The organism is Pseudarthrobacter sp. HLT1-3 (genome assembly GCF_059383535.1).
The window spans coordinates 151,725-170,614 of the sequence record NZ_JBWZCJ010000008.1; the positions used below are offsets into that span (position 1 = coordinate 151,725).

Sequence of the window (18,890 nt, forward strand, 5' to 3'; positions counted from 1 at the left end):
ATGCCGTGGCGCAGCAGGATGGCGTTAACGTGCTGGCGGCGTGCGCGAGATTCTTGGCCGTGCCCGAGCGAAGCCGGGACAGGTCCCGGAGGGCTTCTTCCTCAGGGTCCGGGATCCGCACTTCGGTGACGGAGCCGACCGCGAGCATCTCTGCCAGGACCCGGGCGTCGCGCCGGTCGGTTTTAATCCGGTCCCCGGGTGCGCGCAGCAGTTTCGAGGACGCCGCGACGACGCAGTTGATGCCGACAGCCCGCAGGTAGCGGGCCAGGACGAACCCGGTCGGGCCCGATTCGTAGACGACCTTGACCGGCGGGGCGAACCGGCGGACCCACTCCAGCACCATCGCCGGGTCAGAGGCCATCGTGTGGGTGCTGATTTCACCGGTGTCCGGGTTCAACGCATGTCCCACAACGTTGACCGCGTGAACATCCAGACCAATGAAAGTATGCTCGAACATAGCCGGGACCTCCCAAACTTCACATGTGGCACTACCATTGCACCCCCGACGAGCCGGCCAGGCCAAGGGAGCGGTCAATGGCAACCCACGGACCCTGTGAAACAGAAGGCCCCGGCCTCTTGCCGTTACCTGGCCCCGTCCGGGATGGAGGACATCACCGCCGGGATCAGGCCCCCGCAGCGCCACCGACCACGCAGACGGCACGGACTACACCAAAGCCGGCGCTGCCGGGCCGACCCGGCGATAATGGCCGGTCTCGGACGGGGCTGGGGGCCCCGCACCCCTCACTTCATATCGTCCAGGCACCTTTTGCCACACCGGCATGCAGTTCATTCCTTTGCAGTGGCCTGAGTCAGTTCAGGCTCTCTCGGAGCCGTCGGGGAATGTTGTCCAGCTCCGCATCGGTGAGAGCGCGATGGGGAGGGCGGAGGCGCCGGCGAGCTGGGCCCAGATCCAGAGCAAGGGTTGGACGACTATCCATGTGGCCGCGGCGCCCCCAGCAAGGCTGGCGACAGGCATGTTTCCGAGGACAAAGAGTCTGTTGCTGGTCATGACTGTCCCAAGCGCACCGGTGGGCGCGATCCGCGGGATGATCCCGGCCCCCGCTACTGATATGACCACGACAGGAGGCCCACCCGAACGCGGAGACCCCGAGCCAGAGAGCAGGGAACCACGGGAGGACGGGGCAAGGGACGTCAGCGCGACAGCCGGGACGCAGGCGATGCCGCCGAGTATCCTGGTCTTGCCGATGCGACCGGGGCCGTTGTGGCCCTATTTGTGCAGGCCTGGAATGTGCCCTTCCCGTCCATTCGGAACCAGGCCCGGGCCGCGGCGTGGGGTGCTGGTACAGCATCGGCCTTACTGGCTGGTGGTGCATTGCTCCTGGACGGTGGGAATCCGGTGGTGATCCCCGCCGCGGGTGCAGTTTTTGTTCTTGTTTCGTTTCTCATCGCCCTGGCAGTTACGGCACGGCTGCTGCGGTACCTTGCGTCCGGTGAATCAACTGACCGAGCGTAGCTGCAGGGCTGGAAGCATCACCGCGGCCGACAGTCACCGGCGTCGGGGAGCCTGGCCCGACGCCTTGAGGGCACGGGCGATCCCGTGTGCTGCAGTCAGCAGCGCCGGGACGGTGTAGGGAACGGTGGCTTCGCCCCTGGGAACAATGGCATTGAGCGCGGCCGCGACCGTGCCGTCCGGGCCGAAGACCGGCACCGCAATACCGGTCCATTCAGACACTCCGATCCCCGGGATGGCGACGTAACCGCGCTGCCGGATCTCGGCCAGATGCTTCCGGATCAGGGCCGGGTCCGTGATGGTTTCCGGGGTCACCTGCTCCAGCCGCCCGGAGAGCACCTCTTCCTGCACGGCGGGTCCTGAGTGCGCGAGCAGGACGAGCCCGGAGGATGCGGCGTGGACCGGCATGCGCTGCGCAATGTGCGCCGCCCGCAGGGCGGAATCCGGCGAGGAAAGACGCTCTACGTAGAGCACGGTGCCATGGTCCAGCACGGCGAGGGTGGTGTGCTGGTGCACGGCCGCCTGGACATCCTCCATGTACGGCAGGGCCACTTCACGCAGATTGAGCGCCCTCGATCCCCGGGCGGCGAGCTCCCACATCCGCATCCCGGAACACAGATTCCCGTCCGGCAGCCGTTCGATCAGGCCATGCAGCACCAGATCGTCAACCAGGCGGTGCACGGTGGTCAAAGGCAGTCGCGCCCGGCTGGCGAGGCCGGAGAGCGTCATGGTCGGGAGATCCCGGTCGAAGGCGCTCATCAGCCGCACGACGCGGCTGATTACCGATTCACCCGAGGGGGAATTTGCCATGGCGCGCCCCGGCCCCTGCGTCGTGGCAAGTCATTTGCTCAGCCCGCCGCCGTCGGCTGATCAGACGCCGGCCACACGGGTGATGCCCCGGTCGGCGGCGAGCTTCGCGATGTCCCGGCCCGCCCGGTAACCGAAGACCAGTGCCGGGCCGATGTGCGAGCCGTAGCCCGGGTAGCCGCCGCCGAAAACGCTGACCGCCGCCGCGCCGACGGCGATCAGGCCGGGAACCGTGGTTCCCTCTTCGGTGGTGACTTCGGAGCGTTCGTTGACGCCGATGCCGGCGAAGGTTCCCAGGTCGCCCATCTGGATCTTGGCTGCGTAGAACGGTCCCTTGCCAATCGGGGCCAGGTTCGGGTTCGGCTTGTGCTCCATGTCGCCGCGGAAGTGGTTGTACAGGGTGGAGCCTCGGCCGAATGCCGGATCCTCGCCGCGTTCCGCTGCCGGATTGAACCCGGCCACGGTTGCCGCCAGGTCCGCGGCGTCAATGCCTAGTTTGCCGGCCAGCTCCGCCAGGGTCTCCCCTCTGACGAGGTACCCGGTCTTGTAGAAGTAGCCGCGCGGCATCGGCCAGGGCTTGGCGTAGCCGATGCCGTACTTGTGCATCGTCTTCGCATCGCCGATCACGTACCCGAATGTTTTGTCCTCGTCCTTGTTGTGCGCGATCATGGTTCCGCCGAAGTCGTGGTAGCTCAGGGCCTCGTTCCCGAAACGCCTGCCGTGGCGGTCGACGGCGATCAGGCCCGGCAGGCCGATGGCCCGCAGGTGCGGGAAGAGCCGCTCTTTGCCGTTGAGGTATCTGAAAACCGTGACCGGCGCCCAGGACCCTACGCTGAACACCGAGTTGTCGATATGCCCGCCGGCACTGATGGCCAGGGTGGCGGCGTCACCGCCGTGGCCAACGGTCGGGGTGAAGTGGTCCACGCCGTCGGGATCGTGCGGGAAGTACTGCTTCCGCAGTTCCTTGTTCCCGGAGAAGCCGCCGGCGGCCAGGATGACCCCCAGGCGCGCCTCCACGGTGGCCGCGTGGTCTCCCCCAAGGACGGCGCCGGTGATGTTGCCGGCGTCGTCCCGCGTCAGCGAGAGTGCCGGTGAGGAGTTCCAGAGGCGCACGCCGAGGTCATCGGCGCTTTTCACCATCCGGGTCATCAGCGCGTTGCCGTTGGACCGCAGTACCGGGCGCTGGTAGCGTGCAGCGTCCGCCCACGTGCGCAGCAGTTTTTTGGCAACGTAAATAAACGACTTGACCGACTGGTTCACATGGAAGAACTCGTTGATGTCCGGGCCCACCTGCGGCATGTAGCCAAAAACCGTGTAGGAGCTCATGTAGGGCTGCATCAGGAGCCGCTTGTCCCCCAGCACGCGCGCGTCAACATCCTGCGGCAGGATTGCGCGGCCGGAGAGTTTCGCGCCGGGCAGGTCCATTTTGTAGTCCGGGGACTTCTCGGGATAGGAGAACTTCACCTCGGTCTCGTTCTCAAAGAAGGAGATGGCTTCGGGCACGGTGTCCAGGAAGTCACGCACCCCGGCCTCGTTGAACGTCTCCGGCGCCAGGCTTCGCAGGTAAGTCTCCGCTTCCTCGCGGGTATCGCCCTGCTCCAGCCCCTGCTTGTTGCCGGGCACCCAGGCCCAGCCCGCGGAGATCGCCGTCGTGCCGCCGAAGTACTGCTCCTTCTCCGCGACAATCACGTTCAGCCCCTGCGAAGCGGCTTTCACCGCTGCAGCCATACCGGCCACACCGGACCCGATGACGAGGACATCACAAAGGACGGGGTTACTCATGTTTTTACTCCGTTCAGTCGGCCGCGCGTCGTTGCGGCAGCCGGGTGGAATGCTTGACCCCCCAGTAGAGCCGGTGACACGGATCACTGCGAGGTGGATTACCATTGAGCGGGAATCCTGAGGAGGACCAATGGCCAACTCAGCGTCGGGCGAGTCGATCATCGGCCGCTTCGTGAAGATCGTCAGCGCCTTTGACGACCGCCACCCCTCCATGAGCGTCGCGGAACTGGGCCGCCGCACCGGCCTGCCCGTAACCACCGCCTACCGCCTGGTTAACGACCTGCTGCTGGAGCGGCTGCTCGACCGGGAGCCGGGCGGGAATGTGCACATCGGGACCCGGATGTGGGAGCTGGTGTCGCGCGGATCCAAGATGGTGGGGCTGCGGGAAGCCGCCCTGCCGTTCATGGAGGACGTCCAGGCCGTGGTCCAGCATTCCACCACCCTGGGTATCCTCGATTCCGATGAGGTCCTGTACATCGAGCGGATCGGCTCGCATTCCACCATTGTGGACATCACAAAAATCGCCGGCCGCCTCCCGCTGCACGCCACGTCCTCAGGACTGGTGCTGCTGGCCAATGCGCCGGCCGAGTACCAGGAGACCGCCCTGGCCCGGCCCCTGGCGAAGTTCACCGAAACCACCCTCACCGACCCTCCCCAGCTGCGCCGGCACCTGGCCGAAATCCGGCAGCGGGGCTACGCCGTGATGCCCGGGGTGATCGTGACGGAATCCAGCGGCATTGCCGTCCCCGTCTTCGGCCCGGACAATACGGTCGTCGCCGCCCTCAGTGTCGTGGTGCCCCGGAACGAGGAGAACGTACCCGCCCGGGTTCCGGTTCTGATGGCCTCCGCACGCGGCATCTCCCGCGCCCTGGGCTGGCGCGGCGAGCTCAAGGGCGCGCTCCGCCAGAGCTACTAGGCGTTACTTTTCCGTTCATCGGCAATCCTGTGGTCCCCATCACAACCCCGCTGTCACTCTGGCTAAGACGCAGCAAAGCGGCTGCAGGAGTTACGAGGAGCAGAACACATGAACACCACAGCGAACCGCGTGGCCGGTAAGACCGCAATCGTCACCGGCGGCCGCGGCGATCTGGGCAGTGCCACCGCCGCCCTGCTGGCCCAACACGGCGCCAAGGTGGCCAGTCTCGACGTCGCCGACGTCCCGGCCGCCGCCACCCACGCGAGCATCAGCCAGTACGACGTCGACGTGACGAGCGAGGACAGCGTCGCCGAGGCGATCCGCCGCGTCACCGAGGACCTCGGCGCGCCGGACATCCTGGTGAACGCCGCCGGCATCATCGGCCCCGCCGGCGCATCCCACACCGCCTCCGTCACCGACTTTGACACGATCTTCAATGTCAACGTCAAGGGCGTCTGGCTGATGACCAAGTACGTGGTTCCGGGCATGATCGAAAAGGGTGCCGGCAGCATCGTGAATTTCTCCTCGATCCACGGCCTCACCGGCGGCAAGAACGTTCCGCTGTACCACGCCACGAAGGGCGCCGTGCGGCTGCTGAGCAAGTCCGATGCGGCCGCCTACGGCAGCCGCGGCATCCGGGTGAACTCCATCCACCCCGGATCCATGAACACCCGGATGAGCCGCCGCTCCGCCGAACAGTCCGACATCGGCGCGGAGCAGTACTACAAGCAGCTGGTCGGCTCCAACCCGCTTCCCCGCCAGGGCGAGCCGGACGAAATCGCCTACGGCGTCCTGTACCTGGCCTCCGATGAATCCCGTTTCACCACCGGCTCGGAGCTTGTGATCGACGGCGGCTACACCGCCGTCTGAGGTCCCGCCCGACCTCCGCCCGTCCCCCTCCCGGAGGCTGCCCCGCAGCCGCGCCGGAACATCTTCTTCCCCGAAAGGTAACACCCATGAAATTCGTCAATGGACCCGCATCCGACCGCTACGACGTCGTCGTCGTCGGCTCCGGCGCCGGCGCCCTCACCGCGGCGGCCACCGCAGCCCGAGCCGGCAAATCCGTCGTCGTTCTGGAGAAGAGCGCCCTGCTTGGTGGGACCTCGGCCGTCTCCGGCGGCATGCTCTGGGTCGTTGACAACCACCACGCCCGCAAAGCCGGCATCACCGATTCGAAGGAAGCGGCCGCAGAGTACGTCCGGGCCGTCGCCCGCGGACGCGGCCGGGAGGAGCTCCTGGACGCCGCCCTGGACTACGGGGACCAGATGCTGCGCTTCGTCGAAGCCGAATGCGGCGTCCGCTTCATCTTCCTGGACAACTTCCCCGACTACCGCCAGGACCTGCCCGGCGCCATGGAGGGCGGCCGCACGGTCGAGCCCGAACTGTTCAACAGCAGGGAGGCCCTCGGCGCCCTCACCGCACACGTCCGCACCGACGGCCGCGCCCCGTTCACCATGCAGGAATACGAAAGCTGGGGCGCCTTCACCCAATTCCCCTGGGACGACCTCAACCAGCGCCAGGCCGACGGGCTCGTCGCCAAAGGCCAGGCCCTCGTGTCCATGCTCCTGTCCAGCCTCGTCCGCGACGGCGCAGCCCTCGTCACCAACGCCCGCGGACACCGGCTGCTCACCGACGGCAGCCGGGTAAGCGGCGTCGAACTCGAATCCGGCGAAGTCTTCCAGGCGAACGACGGCGTAGTGCTGGCCACCGGAGGCTTCGAATGGGACAAGGCGCTGGCCGACTCGATGCTCGCCTCGCGGCTCCACACGATGTGCTCGCCGCCCTCGAACACCGGCGACGGCCTGCGGATGTCCCAGCGGATCGGCGGCCAGACCCGTGGCACCCGTGAAGCCTGGTGGGCCCCGATGTCCGTCACCGGCGACACCCGCGACGGGCAGCCGATCGGCACCCTGCTCCGCTTCGAGCGCCAGGGCCCCGGATCCCTCATGGTCAACCGCCACGGCCGCCGTTTCGCCAACGAATCCCAGAACTACAACGACCTGGCCCGGAGCCTGCAGTCCTGGGATTCCGCCCGGAACCAGACGCTCAACACCCCCGCGCACGTGATCGTCGACTCCGCCTACCTGGAGCGCTACGGCATCCTGGCCCACCGCGCCGGCCAGCCCACCCCTGCCTATCTGACCGAGGCGGCATCCCTGGCAGAACTCGCGGCAAAGATCAACGTTCCCGCCGAAAACCTCAGCGCAACGGTGGCGCGGTTCAACGAATACGCGGTCAAGGGCGAAGACCCCGACTTCGGCCGCGGCGAAAGCGCGTACGACAAGTACTGGGGCGACGACACCAACCCGCACCCGAACCCATCCCTGGGTCCGCTGCAGACCGGACCGTTCTACGCCATGGAAGTGGTCAACGGCGCGTTCGGCACCAACGGCGGCGTCGCCACCGACGGCCGGGCCCGCGTCCTGGACGTCGACAACCGCCCCATCGAGGGCCTCTACGCCGCCGGCAACACCACCGAAAACGCCTACGCCGCCGGCTACCCCGGCGCTGGTGCAACCCTCGGCCCGATCATGACCATGGGCTACCTCGCCGGCCGCACCATCACCGGCCAGGCACCCGCTTTCGACCCCGGTTCCCCGGCCCCCGCCGAAGCCGCCGCTCCGAAAGCCGCCGAAGCCCGCACTGAACTCGTAGGAGCCTGAGATGATCCGCCACACAGTACTTTTCAAGTTCAAACCGGATTTCCCGCCCGCCGACAAGCAGGCCTGGATCGCCGGACTCAACAGGATGACCGGGAACATCCCCGGCATGCTCAGCCTGACCCACGGCCCGGACCTGCTCAACACCGAGCGGTCCTTCGATTACGCCATCGTGGCGGACTTCGCGAAGGTCGAGGACATCGCGGTGTACAACACCCATCCGTTGCACGAGCCGCTCAAGGCCTACTCATTCCCCAACAGCCAGCAGATTCTCTCGGTGGACTTCCACCTCGGGGATACCCAGCCGGCTGCCGCTAAGACATCGTTGTCTTAAGGAGATCCCCATGCACACTGCAACCGCTCCCGGCCTGGCCGCGCGCAAGACCCCGCGGAAGGCGGCCCTGGCATCGTTCCTGGGCAGCACGCTGGAGTACTACGACTTCTTCATCTACGGGACGGCCGCCGCGCTGGTGTTCCCGCACCTGTTTTTCCCGTCGGCCGACCCTGCCCTCGGACTGGTGGCGGCCTTTGCCACCTTCGGTGTCGCCTACGTGGCCCGGCCCGTGGGCGGACTGGTCATGGGCCACTTCGGCGACAAGCTGGGGCGCAAGAAGATCCTGCTGCTCACCCTGGGCATCATGGGCCTGGCGTCGCTGGGCATCGGTTTCCTGCCGAGCTATGAACAAGTCGGCATCTGGGCGCCGATCCTGCTGGTGGCCGGCCGCCTGGCCCAGGGATTCTCCGCCGGAGCCGAGTCCGCCGGGGCCTCCACGCTCACGCTGGAACACTCCCCGGAAGGCAAGCGGGGCTTCTACACCAGCTTCGTGATGACCGGCTACGCCTCCGGCATGGTGCTGGCGACCCTGGTCTTCATCCCGGTGACCGCTCTCCCGCAGGAAGCCATGATGAGCTGGGGCTGGCGCATCCCGTTCTGGCTCTCCATCGTGGTGCTGGGCATCGCCTACTGGGTCCGGACGCACCTTGACGAGACCCCGGTGTTCGAGGAGGCGCAGGAAAAGCACCAGGTCGCCCCGATGCCGGTCAAGGAAGTGCTCAAGTTCCAGGGCCCCGACGTGCTGCGGGTGGTGGGGATGTCCATCATGTCCGTTATGCAGACCATCTTTACGGTTTTCGGACTCGCGTACGCCACCTCCACCGCGGGTTTTGACCGGGCCTCCATCCTGACCGTCAACGCAGTGGCCATCGGGCTGTCCATGTTCGCCATGCCGCTGGCCGCCAGGCTGTCCGACCGGATCGGCCGGCGCCCCCTGCTCCTGACCGCCGCGATCGGCTGCTCGGTCACGATCTTCCTGTACTTCCTGGCGCTCTCCTCCGGCAACATCGTGCTGGTTTTCCTGGCCGCTTTCCTGAACATGACGGTGCTGTACTCGGGGTTCAACGGCATCTGGCCCTCGTTCTTCGCCGAGCAGTTCGCCGCCCCCGTGCGCTACACCGGCATGGCGATGGGAAACCAGCTGGGACTCGTCCTGGCCGGCTTCGGCCCGATGATCGCCGGCATGCTGCTGGCCCCGGGCATCACCGGCTGGATTCCGGTGGCCGTCTTCGCCACGGTCTGCATGCTGATCGCGGCCGCCTCGGCGTACTTCTCCCGCGAGACCTACAGGACCCCCATCGAGGAACTGGGCGCACCGTACCTGGCCGGAACCGCACGGCGCCGGGAGCTGCAGGCCCAGGAGTTGCTGGCCCAGGAGACACTCGCCGCCCAGCAGCCGCCGGCCCGGCCGGCAGTGCAGCTACCCTGACGCCCCGACGCAGAGGAGACCGGATGTCCAGAACCAGACGCCACAACCCCTTCCCGCACCACTGGCCGGCTCAGGTGGCCGGGATGCAGGCCCTCGGATGGCACGGATCCGGGGTGCAGGGCTCCGGGAGGTGCCCGGCCCCCGCCGCACCCTCCGGAGTGCCGCCGGCCGCGGCTCAGCGCCCGGACGGGGAACTGACCGCAGCGCCCTGGCTCGGCCTGCACTATGAGACCGAAGGCAGTTAGCGCATCCGCCCGAAATGCCCGACCGCGCCTGCCGCACCCTTTGCTTCGGGGGCGGCAGGCGCCGTTTTCAGCAGCCGGTCAGGTGCCGCTTGGGCCGTTCCTGCCGGTAAAGGTACCGGCCGGCTTCCCTGAATCCGGCGCCGGTGTAGAGGTCCCGGGCCCCGGCATTGGAAGCCATCACCAGCAGCCAGAAGCTGCTGAGGCCCCGGGCGTCCCCTTCGCGCAGCAGGCCCCGCAGAATCCGGCTGGCATGGCCGCGCCGCCGGGCCTCAGGGCTGGTTGCCATGCAGTACAGCCCGCCCGTCCCGCTGGCCCCCCCGGGAGGAAGAGCGAGGCGCCCGACGGCGGCGGGCCGGCCTGCGTCGTCGCGCACCAGGGCGTACAGCGAGGGGCAGTGTTCAAGGATGCCGCGGGCGACGGCGACGGCAGTGTCGTCGCCGCGGCCGTCGACGCCCCACCACAGCCGCAGCCACTCCGCGGAGGGCCCGGCGGAGATCTCGACGCCGGTGTCGGGGCCGGTATCGGTGTCCAAGGATCTGCTGCCGCCGTCGCGGACCAGCACCAACGTTTCGGACTGCCGGGTGAAGCCTTCCTCGTCCAGTACGGCGTTAAGCGCAGCGTACCGCGGGTCCTCGAAGACCTGGAGGATCAGCGGCAACCGGCGGTTCCGGTACCATAGGCGTGCCCCCCGGAGGGCGGCGAGGAGCGCATGCGGGTCGGTCCCGGGTTCGCGGGGCCAGACGGAGTTGGCCCGTTGCGTCACGCCCGAGGCGGCGCGGAGCACCCAGCCGCCGGCCTCCTGCCGCTCGGCGGCCGGCCACGCGGCATCCATCAGCGCCTCCAGCCCGGGCATTAGTTCCGGTCCCATCAGGGTCCCCTTCCGTCCGGCACGTCTTCCAGCGTTACCCCCGGAGCATCCAGCACAATACTGCGACAGCAACGGCCCCCCGGTTTCCCGGAGAGCCGTTGCCGCAGAGCCGTCAGGCTATTTGGTGCCGTTCTGGGTCGTCTTGCCATCCTCTGGCTTCGGCGGTGCCGCTTTTTTGGCTTCCGGCTTGAAGTCGACGCCGGCCTCCTTGCGCTGCTGCGCCGTGATCGGGGCGGGGGCTTGGGTCAGCGGGTCAAAGCCGTTGCCGGTCTTCGGGAACGCGATGACGTCGCGGATGGACTCGACGCCGGCCAGCAATGCGACCACGCGGTCCCAGCCGAAGGCGATGCCGCCGTGCGGAGGCGCGCCGAACTTGAAGCCCTCGAGCAGGAAGCCGAACTTGGTCTGGGCATCCGCCTTGTCCAGTCCCATCAGTTCGAAGACCCGTTCCTGGATATCGCTCTGGTGGATACGGATCGAGCCGCCGCCGATTTCGTTGCCGTTGCAGACGATGTCGTAGGCGTAGGACAGCGCGGATTCGGGATCCTTGTCGAAGCTGTCCATGAATTCGGGCTTGGGCGAGGTGAACGCGTGGTGCACGGCAGTCCACTGCCCGGCGCCAACGGCGACGTCGCCGGACGCGACGGCCACTGCGGCCGGTTCGAACATCGGGGCGTCCACTACCCAGCAGAAGGCCCAGTCACTCGGGTTGATGAGGCCGGTGCGGTGGCCGATCTCCACCCGGGCAGCACCCAGCAGGGCGCGGGACGGTGACTTCTCACCCGCGGCGAAGAAGATGCAGTCGCCCGGTTTGGCGCCGACGGCCCCGGCCAGGCCGGCGCGCTCGGTGTCGGTGAGGTTCTTGGCCACCGGGCCGGTGAGTTCGCCGTGTTCCTTGTACAGGACATACGCCAGGCCCTTGGCGCCGCGCTGCTTGGCCCATTCCTGCCAGGCGTCGAGCGCGCGGCGGGCCTGGGAGGCGCCGCCGGGCATCACGACGGCGCCGACGTAGGGTGCCTTGAAGACGCCGAAGTTGGTGTCCTTGAAGAACTCGGTCAGCTCGGTGAGCTCCAGCCCGAAGCGCAGGTCGGGCTTGTCCGAGCCGTAGCGGGCCATCGCGTCGTGGTAGGTGATGCGCTGGATCGGCGTCGGGATTTCGACGTCGATCAGCTTCCACAGGGCCTTGACGATGCTTTCGCCGAGGCGGATGATGTCGTCCTGCTCGACGAAGCTGGCTTCGATGTCGAGCTGGGTGAACTCCGGCTGGCGGTCCGCGCGGAAGTCCTCATCGCGGTAGCAGCGGGCGATCTGGTAGTACTTTTCGAAGCCGCCGACCTGCAGGAGCTGCTTGAACAGCTGCGGGGACTGCGGCAGCGCGTACCAGGAACCCGGCGCCAGGCGGGCGGGGACCACAAAGTCGCGGGCGCCTTCCGGCGTCGAGCGCGTCAGGGTTGGGGTTTCGATCTCGACGTAACCGTCCTGGTGGAGCAGTTCGCGGGCCACGCGGTTGGCCTCCGAGCGCAGACGCAGGTTGCGGGCGGGGCCGGGGCGGCGAAGGTCCAGGTAACGGTGCTTGAGGCGGGCTTCCTCGCCGACCTCGACGTGCTCGTCGATCTGGAACGGCAGCGGCTCGGAGGTGTTCAGGATGGTGACCTTCTCGGCCATCACCTCGATCTCTCCGGTGGCCAGCGCAGGGTTCTCGTTGCCCTCGGGGCGCCGGGAGACTGTGCCCACAATCTGCAGCACGTATTCGTTGCGCAGGCCGTGGAAGACTTCCTCTTCACGGACAACCACCTGGGACACGCCCGACGCGTCACGCAGGTCAACGAACGCGACACCACCGTGGTCACGACGCCGGCCGACCCAGCCTGCGAGGGTTACGGTTTGTCCAATGTGCTCGGAGCGAAGGGATCCGAGGTCATGTGTGCGCAGCACAGCACGCCTTTCTGAAGAAGACTGAGGGAAAGCAATATTCAAGTTCACTAGGATCGCTACTGGAACGATCCCGTTCGAGTTTACCCGTTGGAAAGGCACCTCCCGCCATGGCAAGCCGGCATCAGAGCAAGGCGTCACCCGACCGGCACACCCCCCGGCAGCTGCAGCGCCGGCTGGGCGTCCTCGATTCCACCGCGATCGGGCTCGGCTCCATGCTGGGCGCTGGCGTTTTTGTGGTCTTCGCACCGGCGGCTGCCCTGTCCGGTCCCCTGCTGCCCGTCGCGGTGGCCCTGGCGGGCATCATCGCGTACTGCAACGCGGTCGCCTCCGCCCAGCTGGCCGCCATCTACCCCTCCAGTGGCGGAACCTACGTCTACGGGCGGAACCGGCTGGGCGAATGGCCGGGCTTTCTTGCCGGCTGGGGCTTCGTGACCGGCAAGACGGCGTCCTGCGCGGCGATGGCCCTGACCTTCGGCCACTACCTGGCGCCGGACGTCGCGACACCGCTGGCGGTGTCCGCCGTCGTGGCCCTGACCGGCGTGAACCTGTTCGGCATCACCCGGACTGCGCTGCTGACCCGGATCCTGCTGGGCGTGGTGCTCGCCACCCTCGCCTTCGTGACGGCCGCCGCGATCCTGGGGCCGCATCCTTCATCAGACAGTGCCGCCGGTGCCGCCGGCAGCGCCGGCAGCGCCGCGGCGGGCGGCTGGGGTGTGCTGCCCGCGGCCGGGCTGATGTTCTTTGCCTTCGCCGGCTATGCCCGGATCGCGACGCTGGGCGAGGAGGTCAAGGACCCCACCCGCACCATTCCGCGGGCGATTCTCGCGGCGCTGGCAGGCGCCTTCGTGATCTACTTCGGCCTGGCGCTGCTGCTGCAGTGGCACCTGCCGGCGGAGCAGCTGGCCGGGTCGCCGGCGCCGCTGCTCGATGCCGTCGCCAGTTCACGGCTCAGCGCCGGCGTCCCCTTCGTCCAGGCGGGCGCGGCCGCCGCCTGCCTCGGCGCGCTGCTGGCACTGATCACGGGCGTGGGCCGGACCGCTATGGCGATGGCGCGGGAACGCGACCTGCCGTCCCCGCTTGCCCGGGTGGGCGGCGCGCACGCGGTTCCGTTCCTGGCCGAGCTGGCCGTCGCCGCCGCCGTCATCGTGCTGCTGCTGACCAGTAACGTCCTGACCGTCGTGGGCTTCTCCAGTTTCGGCGTGCTGGTTTACTACGCGGTGACGAACGCCGCCGCGTTCACCTTGTCCGCGCGTGCCTGGCATGCACCCCGCTGGCTCAATGCGCTGGGCTTCGCCGGTTGCCTGCTTTTGGCCGTGATGCTGCCGCCGGCTTCGGTGCTGGGCATGGCGGCGGTGCTGGCCGTGGGCGTGGCGGGGCGCTTCCTTGTGCTGCGGCGGCGGCTGCGGAAGGCCGCCGCTTAGGGCCCGGAGGACTTAGGCCCTCAGGACTTAGGCCTTCGGGACTTAGGCCTTCGGGACTTAGGCCTTCAGGACCCGGACGTGCAGGTCGTCCGCCGCCGGCGCCCAGCTGGCCGGATCGGCGTCGACCTGTTCGCCGGAGCGGATGTCCTTGACTTGGTGTTTGCCGTCGTCGTCGGTGAACCAGACAAAGGGGATGCCGCGGCGGTCGGCGAATTTGATCTGCTTGCCGAACTTCTCGGCCTTGGCGGCCACCTCGGTCGCGATCCCGCGGCTGCGCAGCTCCGCGGCGACGTCCTGCGCCGCACCCCAGCTGTCATCGCTGTTCAGCGCCACCAGCACGGCGGTCGGCACGGATCGTGTCGCTTTGGCCAGGTCCTGGCTGAGGATCCGGGAGACCAGCCGGGTCACGCCGATGGAGAGCCCGACGCCGGGAAACTTGCGGTTGCCCTTGCTGGCCAGGGCGTCGTAGCGTCCGCCGGAGCAGATCGAGCCCAGCTGTTCGTGGCCCACCAGGACGGTTTCCACCACGGTTCCCGTGTAGTAATCCAGGCCGCGGGCGATGCTGAGGTCCGCGACGACCTTGCCCGGCGCGCGCTGGACCGCGGCCGCGATGACCTGCTCCAGTTCGGCCAGGCCCTCCTCGAGCAGTTCGTTGCTGACGCCCAGGGCGCGGACCTGCGCCACGAAGGAGGTGTCCGCGGTCCGGATTGAAGCCAGCTTGAGGGCGGACTGGGCCTGAGCGTCGGTGGCCCCGAGCTCGGACTTAAGCAGTTCGGCAACCTTGGCGGCACCGATCTTCTCGAGCTTGTCGATGCTGCGCAGCACCCCGGCGGTGTCGGTGAGCCCAATGCCGTTGTAGAAGCCCTCGGCCAGCTTGCGGTTGTTGATCCGGAGCAGGAAGTCCGGGATCGGCAGGGCGCTGAGGGCCTCCGCGATGACCAGCGCGATCTCGACGTCGTAACGGAAGGGCAGTTCGCCGTCACCGACGATGTCGATGTCCGCCTGGGTGAACTCGCGGGCCCGGCCTTCCTGCGGACGCTCGCCGCGCCAGACTTTCTGGATCTGGTAGCGGCGGAACGGGAAGGCAAGGTAGCCGGCGTTTTCGACGACGTACCGGGCGAACGGCACGGTGAGGTCGAAGTGCAGGGCCAGGGCGTGCGGATCGGCCTTGTGCGATTTGGTCGCGCCTGTAGCCGCGCCTGCTGCAGTGTCTGTAGCCGTCTCGTCATCGTCCTGCAGCCGGCTCAGCCCGTACACCTCTTTGTCGATCTCCCCCTTGCGCAGCAGCTGCCCGACCGTCTCCACCGCGCGGGTTTCAATCGAGGAAAAGCCATGGAGCTCAAAGACCCGGCGCAGCGTGTCCAGCACATGCAGCTCCACCAGCCGCTCCTCGGGAAGCCACTCGGGGAATCCGGACAGGGATGCGGTGCGTGCCATGGTGGAATTTCTCCTCAGGTAACGGGCCGGAGACTTCTGCGCCGCGCCGCGGCCGAAACGGGGCGTCCGAAACGGGATCAGTTGGGCGGCAGACAGCCCGGTCATGCATAAACTGTGTGCGGCAGTCAGTTTATGCTTTCCGCGCCCGCATCCTCTAATGCGGCCGGGCGCGGCCGGATCAGGCTGGACTGCCGACAGCGTTACCGCTGGACCTGTGACGGTGAACTGCACTGTCCCGGTTCCGGCCCTACCCCAGGAGGACTTTTGGCGGCCAGTTCACGGAGTGCCCGCGATGCCAAGCGGCGCGTCCAGCAAATGGAGGCAAAGCGCGAGCTGCGCAAGGAGCAGGACAAGCGGCGGAAGCGCGACAATGTCCTCGCCATTGGCGCCGGAACGGCTGCGGTCGTCCTGGCGCTGGTCTTGCAGCTGACGGTGTTCTCCGCCAATCCCACCGAGGACGAATACGCTGCCGCCCAGGCCGGGCTGGCCATCCCCTCCGCCACGCCGTCGGCCTCCCCCAGCAACGCCGACAACATCCCCAAACCGGCAACGGCGGCCGGCCAGACCTTCACCGGCGAACTGAAGCTCAACAGCGGCACGCTCGGCGTCGAACTGGACGGTACCAATGCGCCCCAGGCCGCCGCCGTCTTCAAGTCCCTCGCGGACCAGAACTTCTTCGCCGGGCTCAACTGCCACCGGCTCACCACGGGCGAGATGTTCGGTGTGCTGCAGTGCGGTTCCAAGGCCGGCGATGGAAGCAGCGATCCGAGCTACACCTGGGGTCCGCTGGAAAACACCCCGGCGGACAACAACTACCCGGCCGGGACCATCGCCGTAGCCCGGAGCGGCGGAAACGCCTACGGCAACGGCACCCAGTTCTTCATTGTGTACAAGGACACCGTTATTCCGGCCGACGCCGCCGGCGGCTACTCCGTGGTGGGCAAGGTGACCTCGGGCCTGGATGTCGTGGCGAATATTGCGGCCGCCGGACTAAAACCGGACGATAACGCCACAGACGGCGCCCCCGCGGAACCAGTCACGATAGACTCGTTCTCTCTGAAGTAACCAGCCGTTGCCCTTGTGGCCATGGCCCCGGTATTTCCCTCCAAGCGAAAGACTTCTAGCGGTGACAGACAGTCAGAAATCCGACGAAACAGTGTCAGCAGCAGCTGCCAACGAGACCGAAGCCGAGGCTTCGGTGACAGCTCAGGCGACAGACACTCCCACAGACGCGACGCCGGAAACGGCAACGGAGCCGGACGCGGAGGCCGTAATGGCCGCCGCCGAGGCCGGCACCGGGACGCCCGAGGCGCCTGCCAGCGCTCCCGCCGAAGACGCAACGCCCGAGGCTCCGGCCACCGCCGACGCACCGGAGACTCCTGCCGACGTCGAGACCTCCGAGAAGGCAGCTCCGGTGACGCCGGCCGCCACCGAGACCACTCCCGCCGATGTCGCTCCCGCCGGTGACCCTGCACCCGCGGCACCCGCCGCGGCGCGTCCCGCGCCATCACCGGCAGCGTTCGCAGCCCGGCCGAAGGCCAAGCCCTCAGCGGCCGCTCCGGCCGCCGCACCGGCATCGTTGTCCTCCGCCGCCTCGCTGGCCGAAGCCGCACGCTGGGGCCGCGTGGAAGGCGACGGCCACGTGTTCCTGACCGTCGACGGCGAGGAACATCCCGTCGGCCAGTACCCGGGTGTCAGTGATGACGAAGCCCTGGGCTACTTCGCCCGGAAATACGACGACATCGTTGCGCAGATTCTCCTGCTGGAACAGCGCGTCAGCTCCAAGGCACCGACCACGGACATGCAGAAGACGGTCACGCACCTGCGTGAGCAGCTTGCCGAGCGCAACATGGTGGGCGATCTCCGCTCCGCCGAGGCCCGCCTGGACGCCCTGTCCACGCAGATCTCCGATCTCGAAAAGGCCGAGAAGGCCGAACACGACGCCGTCCGCGCCGCCGAGTTGTCCGCCCGCGAGGCCATCGTCGCCGAGGCCGAAGAGATCGCCGGCCACGACCCGGCCCAGATCCAGTGGAAGACCTCCAGCGCCCGGATGAACGAACTGTTCGAGAGCTGGAAGACCGCCCAGAAGAGCGGTGTCCGGCTCGGCCGCAGCAACGAGGACGCCCTCTGGAAGCGCTTCCGGGCCGCCCGAACGGTCTTTGACCGCCACCGCCGCGCCTACTTCTCCCAGCTGGACAGCACCAACTCGGCCGCCAAAGCCGTCAAGGAGAAGCTGATCGCCGAGGCGGAAGCATTGTCCTCCTCGACCGATTGGGGCTTTGCCGCCGGCGAATACCGCCGCCTGATGGATGAGTGGAAGGCGTCCCCGCGCGCCAGCCGCAAGGACGACGACGCCCTCTGGGCACGTTTCCGTGCCGCCCAGGACGTCTTCTTCACGCACCGCCAGGCAGCCAATGACGAGATTGACCAGGAATACGGGGCCAACCTGACCGTCAAGGAAGCCCTGCTGGCGGAAGCCAGCGAGCTGCTTCCGATCAAGGACCTCACTGCCACCAAGAAGGCCCTGCAGTCCATCCGTGACCGCTGGGAAGAGGCCGGCAAGGTTCCCCGCGCCGACATGGGACGAGTCGAAGCCGGTCTGCGGAAGGTCGAAGACGCCGTCCGGCATGCCGAGGACGAGAACTGGAAGCGGTCCAACCCGGAGACGAAGGCACGCACCAACAGCGCGCTGACCCAGCTGGAGTCCGCGATTGCCGGACTCCGGGATGACCTCGCCAAGGCGGAGAAGGCCGGCGACGAGCGCAAGATCAAGTCCGCCAAGGAGGCCCTCGAGGCCCGTGAGGCATGGCTGGAACAGCTCGAGAAGTCAGCGAGCGAGCTCTCCTAACCGCCAGGCAACGAAGCAGCAGGCTGTATAGCGCAGGCCCCGCACCGGTTTTATCCACATGACCGGTGCGGGGCCTGTCGGCTTTTCCACGCACCGGTCACGATGGGCCTATGGTCATTGTTCAAGGCCCTGACGCGCCGGATACGCCGCCGCCGGAGCTGTACTCCCCGGGAGCGCTGTTCTCCTGGCCCGAGCTGCAGGCGATGGCATCCGACGGCGTGCTGACCCAGCTCTACCAGCGCGGCTACCTGCCTCCCGGGACCCGCCCTACTCCGCAGCTTCGGGCCCGCGCGGCGTCCATCCTCATTCGTCCGGCCATCCGTCAGCGCGTCGTGGCAGGCAGGATGACGGCAGCGTGGATCTACGGGTGCGCCGAGGAACCGGACCGGCTCGCGCTGCTCGTGGATTCCAGCCGGCGGATTTCCAGCCTGCGGTCCACCCGCGGCTGCACCCTCCACGAAGTGCGGCTGGGTCCCTCCGACGTCGTGAGCCTGGGCGGGCTGATGGTTTCCAGCCCGCTGCGGACCTCCGTCGACATCGCCCTGCACGTGGAGCCCGAACGGGCCGTGCCGGCGCTGCGGGCGCTGCTGGGCAAGCCCGAACTGGGTCTGCGCCTGCGGCTTCTCATGGTGGCCGTGGAGGCCTCACCGAGGGTGCCGCATAAGAAGGCCGCCCTGACGAAGCTCGAATTCCTGCAGGCCGGTCCGGCGCCCTAGGGCAGGAACCCGGCTGCCGCT

At 67.8% G+C, this 18,890-nt stretch carries 16 protein-coding genes and 1 pseudogene; 10 read left to right on the forward strand and 7 right to left on the reverse strand.

The genetic code is table 11. The features are described from left to right. Positions 1–97: 97 nt before the first annotated feature. From AC50X9_RS09385 to chcC2, 4 genes and pseudogenes are all read right to left on the reverse strand, one after another. Positions 98–457, reverse strand: a pseudogene (locus AC50X9_RS09385) (IS110 family transposase); the annotation flags it as partial. A 357-nt stretch (positions 458–814) separates the two neighbouring features. Continuing rightward, the gene (locus AC50X9_RS09390) at positions 815–1,009 is read right to left on the reverse strand and encodes a hypothetical protein (protein ID WP_494892775.1); all 195 of its coding nucleotides are present in this window, start codon (positions 1,007–1,009) and stop codon (positions 815–817) included. A 498-nt stretch (positions 1,010–1,507) separates the two neighbouring features. Next, positions 1,508–2,281 carry an IclR family transcriptional regulator gene (locus AC50X9_RS09395; RefSeq protein WP_494892777.1) on the reverse strand — a complete coding sequence of 258 codons (774 nt, stop codon included), beginning with the start codon at positions 2,279–2,281 and terminating at the stop codon, positions 1,508–1,510. Between the two features lie 60 nt (positions 2,282–2,341). Beyond that, positions 2,342–4,060, reverse strand: coding sequence for a 4-oxocyclohex-2-ene-1-carboxylate 5-dehydrogenase (gene chcC2 / locus AC50X9_RS09400; RefSeq protein WP_494892779.1), 1,719 nt, complete (start codon positions 4,058–4,060; stop codon positions 2,342–2,344). 130 nt (positions 4,061–4,190) lie between these two features. Between chcC2 and AC50X9_RS09405 the strand changes: the two genes are divergently transcribed. From AC50X9_RS09405 to AC50X9_RS09430, 6 genes are all read left to right on the forward strand, one after another. After that, positions 4,191–4,976: an IclR family transcriptional regulator gene (locus AC50X9_RS09405; RefSeq protein WP_494892781.1), complete on the forward strand. Its 786-nt coding sequence runs from the start codon at positions 4,191–4,193 to the stop codon at positions 4,974–4,976. 108 nt (positions 4,977–5,084) lie between these two features. Further along, the gene (locus AC50X9_RS09410) at positions 5,085–5,846 is read left to right on the forward strand and encodes an SDR family NAD(P)-dependent oxidoreductase (RefSeq protein WP_494892783.1); all 762 of its coding nucleotides are present in this window, start codon (positions 5,085–5,087) and stop codon (positions 5,844–5,846) included. A gap of 86 nt (positions 5,847–5,932) precedes the next feature. Beyond that, the gene (chcC1, locus tag AC50X9_RS09415; protein WP_494892785.1) at positions 5,933–7,639 is read left to right on the forward strand and encodes a 4-oxocyclohexanecarboxylate 2-dehydrogenase; all 1,707 of its coding nucleotides are present in this window, start codon (positions 5,933–5,935) and stop codon (positions 7,637–7,639) included. A 1-nt stretch (position 7,640) separates the two neighbouring features. After that, on the forward strand, positions 7,641–7,970 hold the full coding sequence (locus tag AC50X9_RS09420; protein ID WP_494892787.1) for a Dabb family protein: 330 nt from the start codon (positions 7,641–7,643) through the stop codon (positions 7,968–7,970). Between the two features lie 10 nt (positions 7,971–7,980). After that, positions 7,981–9,399, forward strand: coding sequence for an MFS transporter (locus AC50X9_RS09425; protein WP_494892789.1), 1,419 nt, complete (start codon positions 7,981–7,983; stop codon positions 9,397–9,399). 23 nt (positions 9,400–9,422) lie between these two features. After that, positions 9,423–9,644 (forward strand): hypothetical protein, encoded by a 222-nt coding sequence (locus AC50X9_RS09430; RefSeq protein ID WP_494892791.1) that lies wholly within the window; start codon positions 9,423–9,425, stop codon positions 9,642–9,644. Between the two features lie 67 nt (positions 9,645–9,711). On the opposite strand, the gene AC50X9_RS09435 is transcribed toward AC50X9_RS09430, so the two are convergent. Beyond that, positions 9,712–10,512 (reverse strand): GNAT family N-acetyltransferase, encoded by an 801-nt coding sequence (locus tag AC50X9_RS09435; protein WP_494892796.1) that lies wholly within the window; start codon positions 10,510–10,512, stop codon positions 9,712–9,714. A gap of 117 nt (positions 10,513–10,629) precedes the next feature. Further along, positions 10,630–12,447 (reverse strand): aspartate--tRNA ligase, encoded by a 1,818-nt coding sequence (gene aspS, locus AC50X9_RS09440; protein WP_494892801.1) that lies wholly within the window; start codon positions 12,445–12,447, stop codon positions 10,630–10,632. 107 nt (positions 12,448–12,554) lie between these two features. Between aspS and AC50X9_RS09445 the strand changes: the two genes are divergently transcribed. Further along, positions 12,555–13,868 (forward strand): APC family permease, encoded by a 1,314-nt coding sequence (locus tag AC50X9_RS09445; protein ID WP_494892803.1) that lies wholly within the window; start codon positions 12,555–12,557, stop codon positions 13,866–13,868. A 57-nt stretch (positions 13,869–13,925) separates the two neighbouring features. On the opposite strand, the gene hisS is transcribed toward AC50X9_RS09445, so the two are convergent. Further along, positions 13,926–15,305: a histidine--tRNA ligase gene (gene hisS / locus AC50X9_RS09450; RefSeq protein ID WP_494892805.1), complete on the reverse strand. Its 1,380-nt coding sequence runs from the start codon at positions 15,303–15,305 to the stop codon at positions 13,926–13,928. Positions 15,306–15,569: 264 nt separating this feature from the next. Here hisS and AC50X9_RS09455 point away from each other — a divergent pair, with 264 nt between their 5' ends. The 3 genes from AC50X9_RS09455 (at position 15,570) to AC50X9_RS09465 (ending at position 18,869) form a co-directional block, all read left to right on the forward strand. Then, a complete protein-coding gene (locus tag AC50X9_RS09455) occupies positions 15,570–16,370 on the forward strand; it encodes a peptidylprolyl isomerase (protein ID WP_494892807.1) in 801 nt (266 codons plus the stop codon). A 61-nt stretch (positions 16,371–16,431) separates the two neighbouring features. Next, complete coding sequence (locus AC50X9_RS09460; RefSeq protein ID WP_494892809.1) at positions 16,432–18,153, forward strand: DUF349 domain-containing protein; 1,722 nt, start codon at positions 16,432–16,434, stop codon at positions 18,151–18,153. Positions 18,154–18,263: 110 nt separating this feature from the next. Beyond that, positions 18,264–18,869, forward strand: coding sequence for a hypothetical protein (locus AC50X9_RS09465; protein WP_494892811.1), 606 nt, complete (start codon positions 18,264–18,266; stop codon positions 18,867–18,869). Positions 18,870–18,890: the final 21 nt, after the last annotated feature.

Bases quoted from the DNA above. Each gene is read 5' to 3' on its own strand.
- AC50X9_RS09390 (WP_494892775.1), bottom strand. From the start codon at position 1,009: ATGACCAGCAACAGACTCTTTGTCCTCGGAAACATGCCTGTCGCCAGC.
- AC50X9_RS09395 (WP_494892777.1), bottom strand. From the start codon at position 2,281: ATGGCAAATTCCCCCTCGGGTGAATCGGTAATCAGCCGCGTCGTGCGG.
- chcC2 (WP_494892779.1), bottom strand. From the start codon at position 4,060: ATGAGTAACCCCGTCCTTTGTGATGTCCTCGTCATCGGGTCCGGTGTG.
- AC50X9_RS09405 (WP_494892781.1), top strand. From the start codon at position 4,191: ATGGCCAACTCAGCGTCGGGCGAGTCGATCATCGGCCGCTTCGTGAAG.
- AC50X9_RS09410 (WP_494892783.1), top strand. From the start codon at position 5,085: ATGAACACCACAGCGAACCGCGTGGCCGGTAAGACCGCAATCGTCACC.
- chcC1 (WP_494892785.1), top strand. From the start codon at position 5,933: ATGAAATTCGTCAATGGACCCGCATCCGACCGCTACGACGTCGTCGTC.
- AC50X9_RS09420 (WP_494892787.1), top strand. From the start codon at position 7,641: ATGATCCGCCACACAGTACTTTTCAAGTTCAAACCGGATTTCCCGCCC.
- AC50X9_RS09425 (WP_494892789.1), top strand. From the start codon at position 7,981: ATGCACACTGCAACCGCTCCCGGCCTGGCCGCGCGCAAGACCCCGCGG.
- AC50X9_RS09430 (WP_494892791.1), top strand. From the start codon at position 9,423: ATGTCCAGAACCAGACGCCACAACCCCTTCCCGCACCACTGGCCGGCT.
- AC50X9_RS09435 (WP_494892796.1), bottom strand. From the start codon at position 10,512: ATGGGACCGGAACTAATGCCCGGGCTGGAGGCGCTGATGGATGCCGCG.
- AC50X9_RS09445 (WP_494892803.1), top strand. From the start codon at position 12,555: ATGGCAAGCCGGCATCAGAGCAAGGCGTCACCCGACCGGCACACCCCC.
- hisS (WP_494892805.1), bottom strand. From the start codon at position 15,305: ATGGCACGCACCGCATCCCTGTCCGGATTCCCCGAGTGGCTTCCCGAG.
- AC50X9_RS09465 (WP_494892811.1), top strand. From the start codon at position 18,264: ATGGTCATTGTTCAAGGCCCTGACGCGCCGGATACGCCGCCGCCGGAG.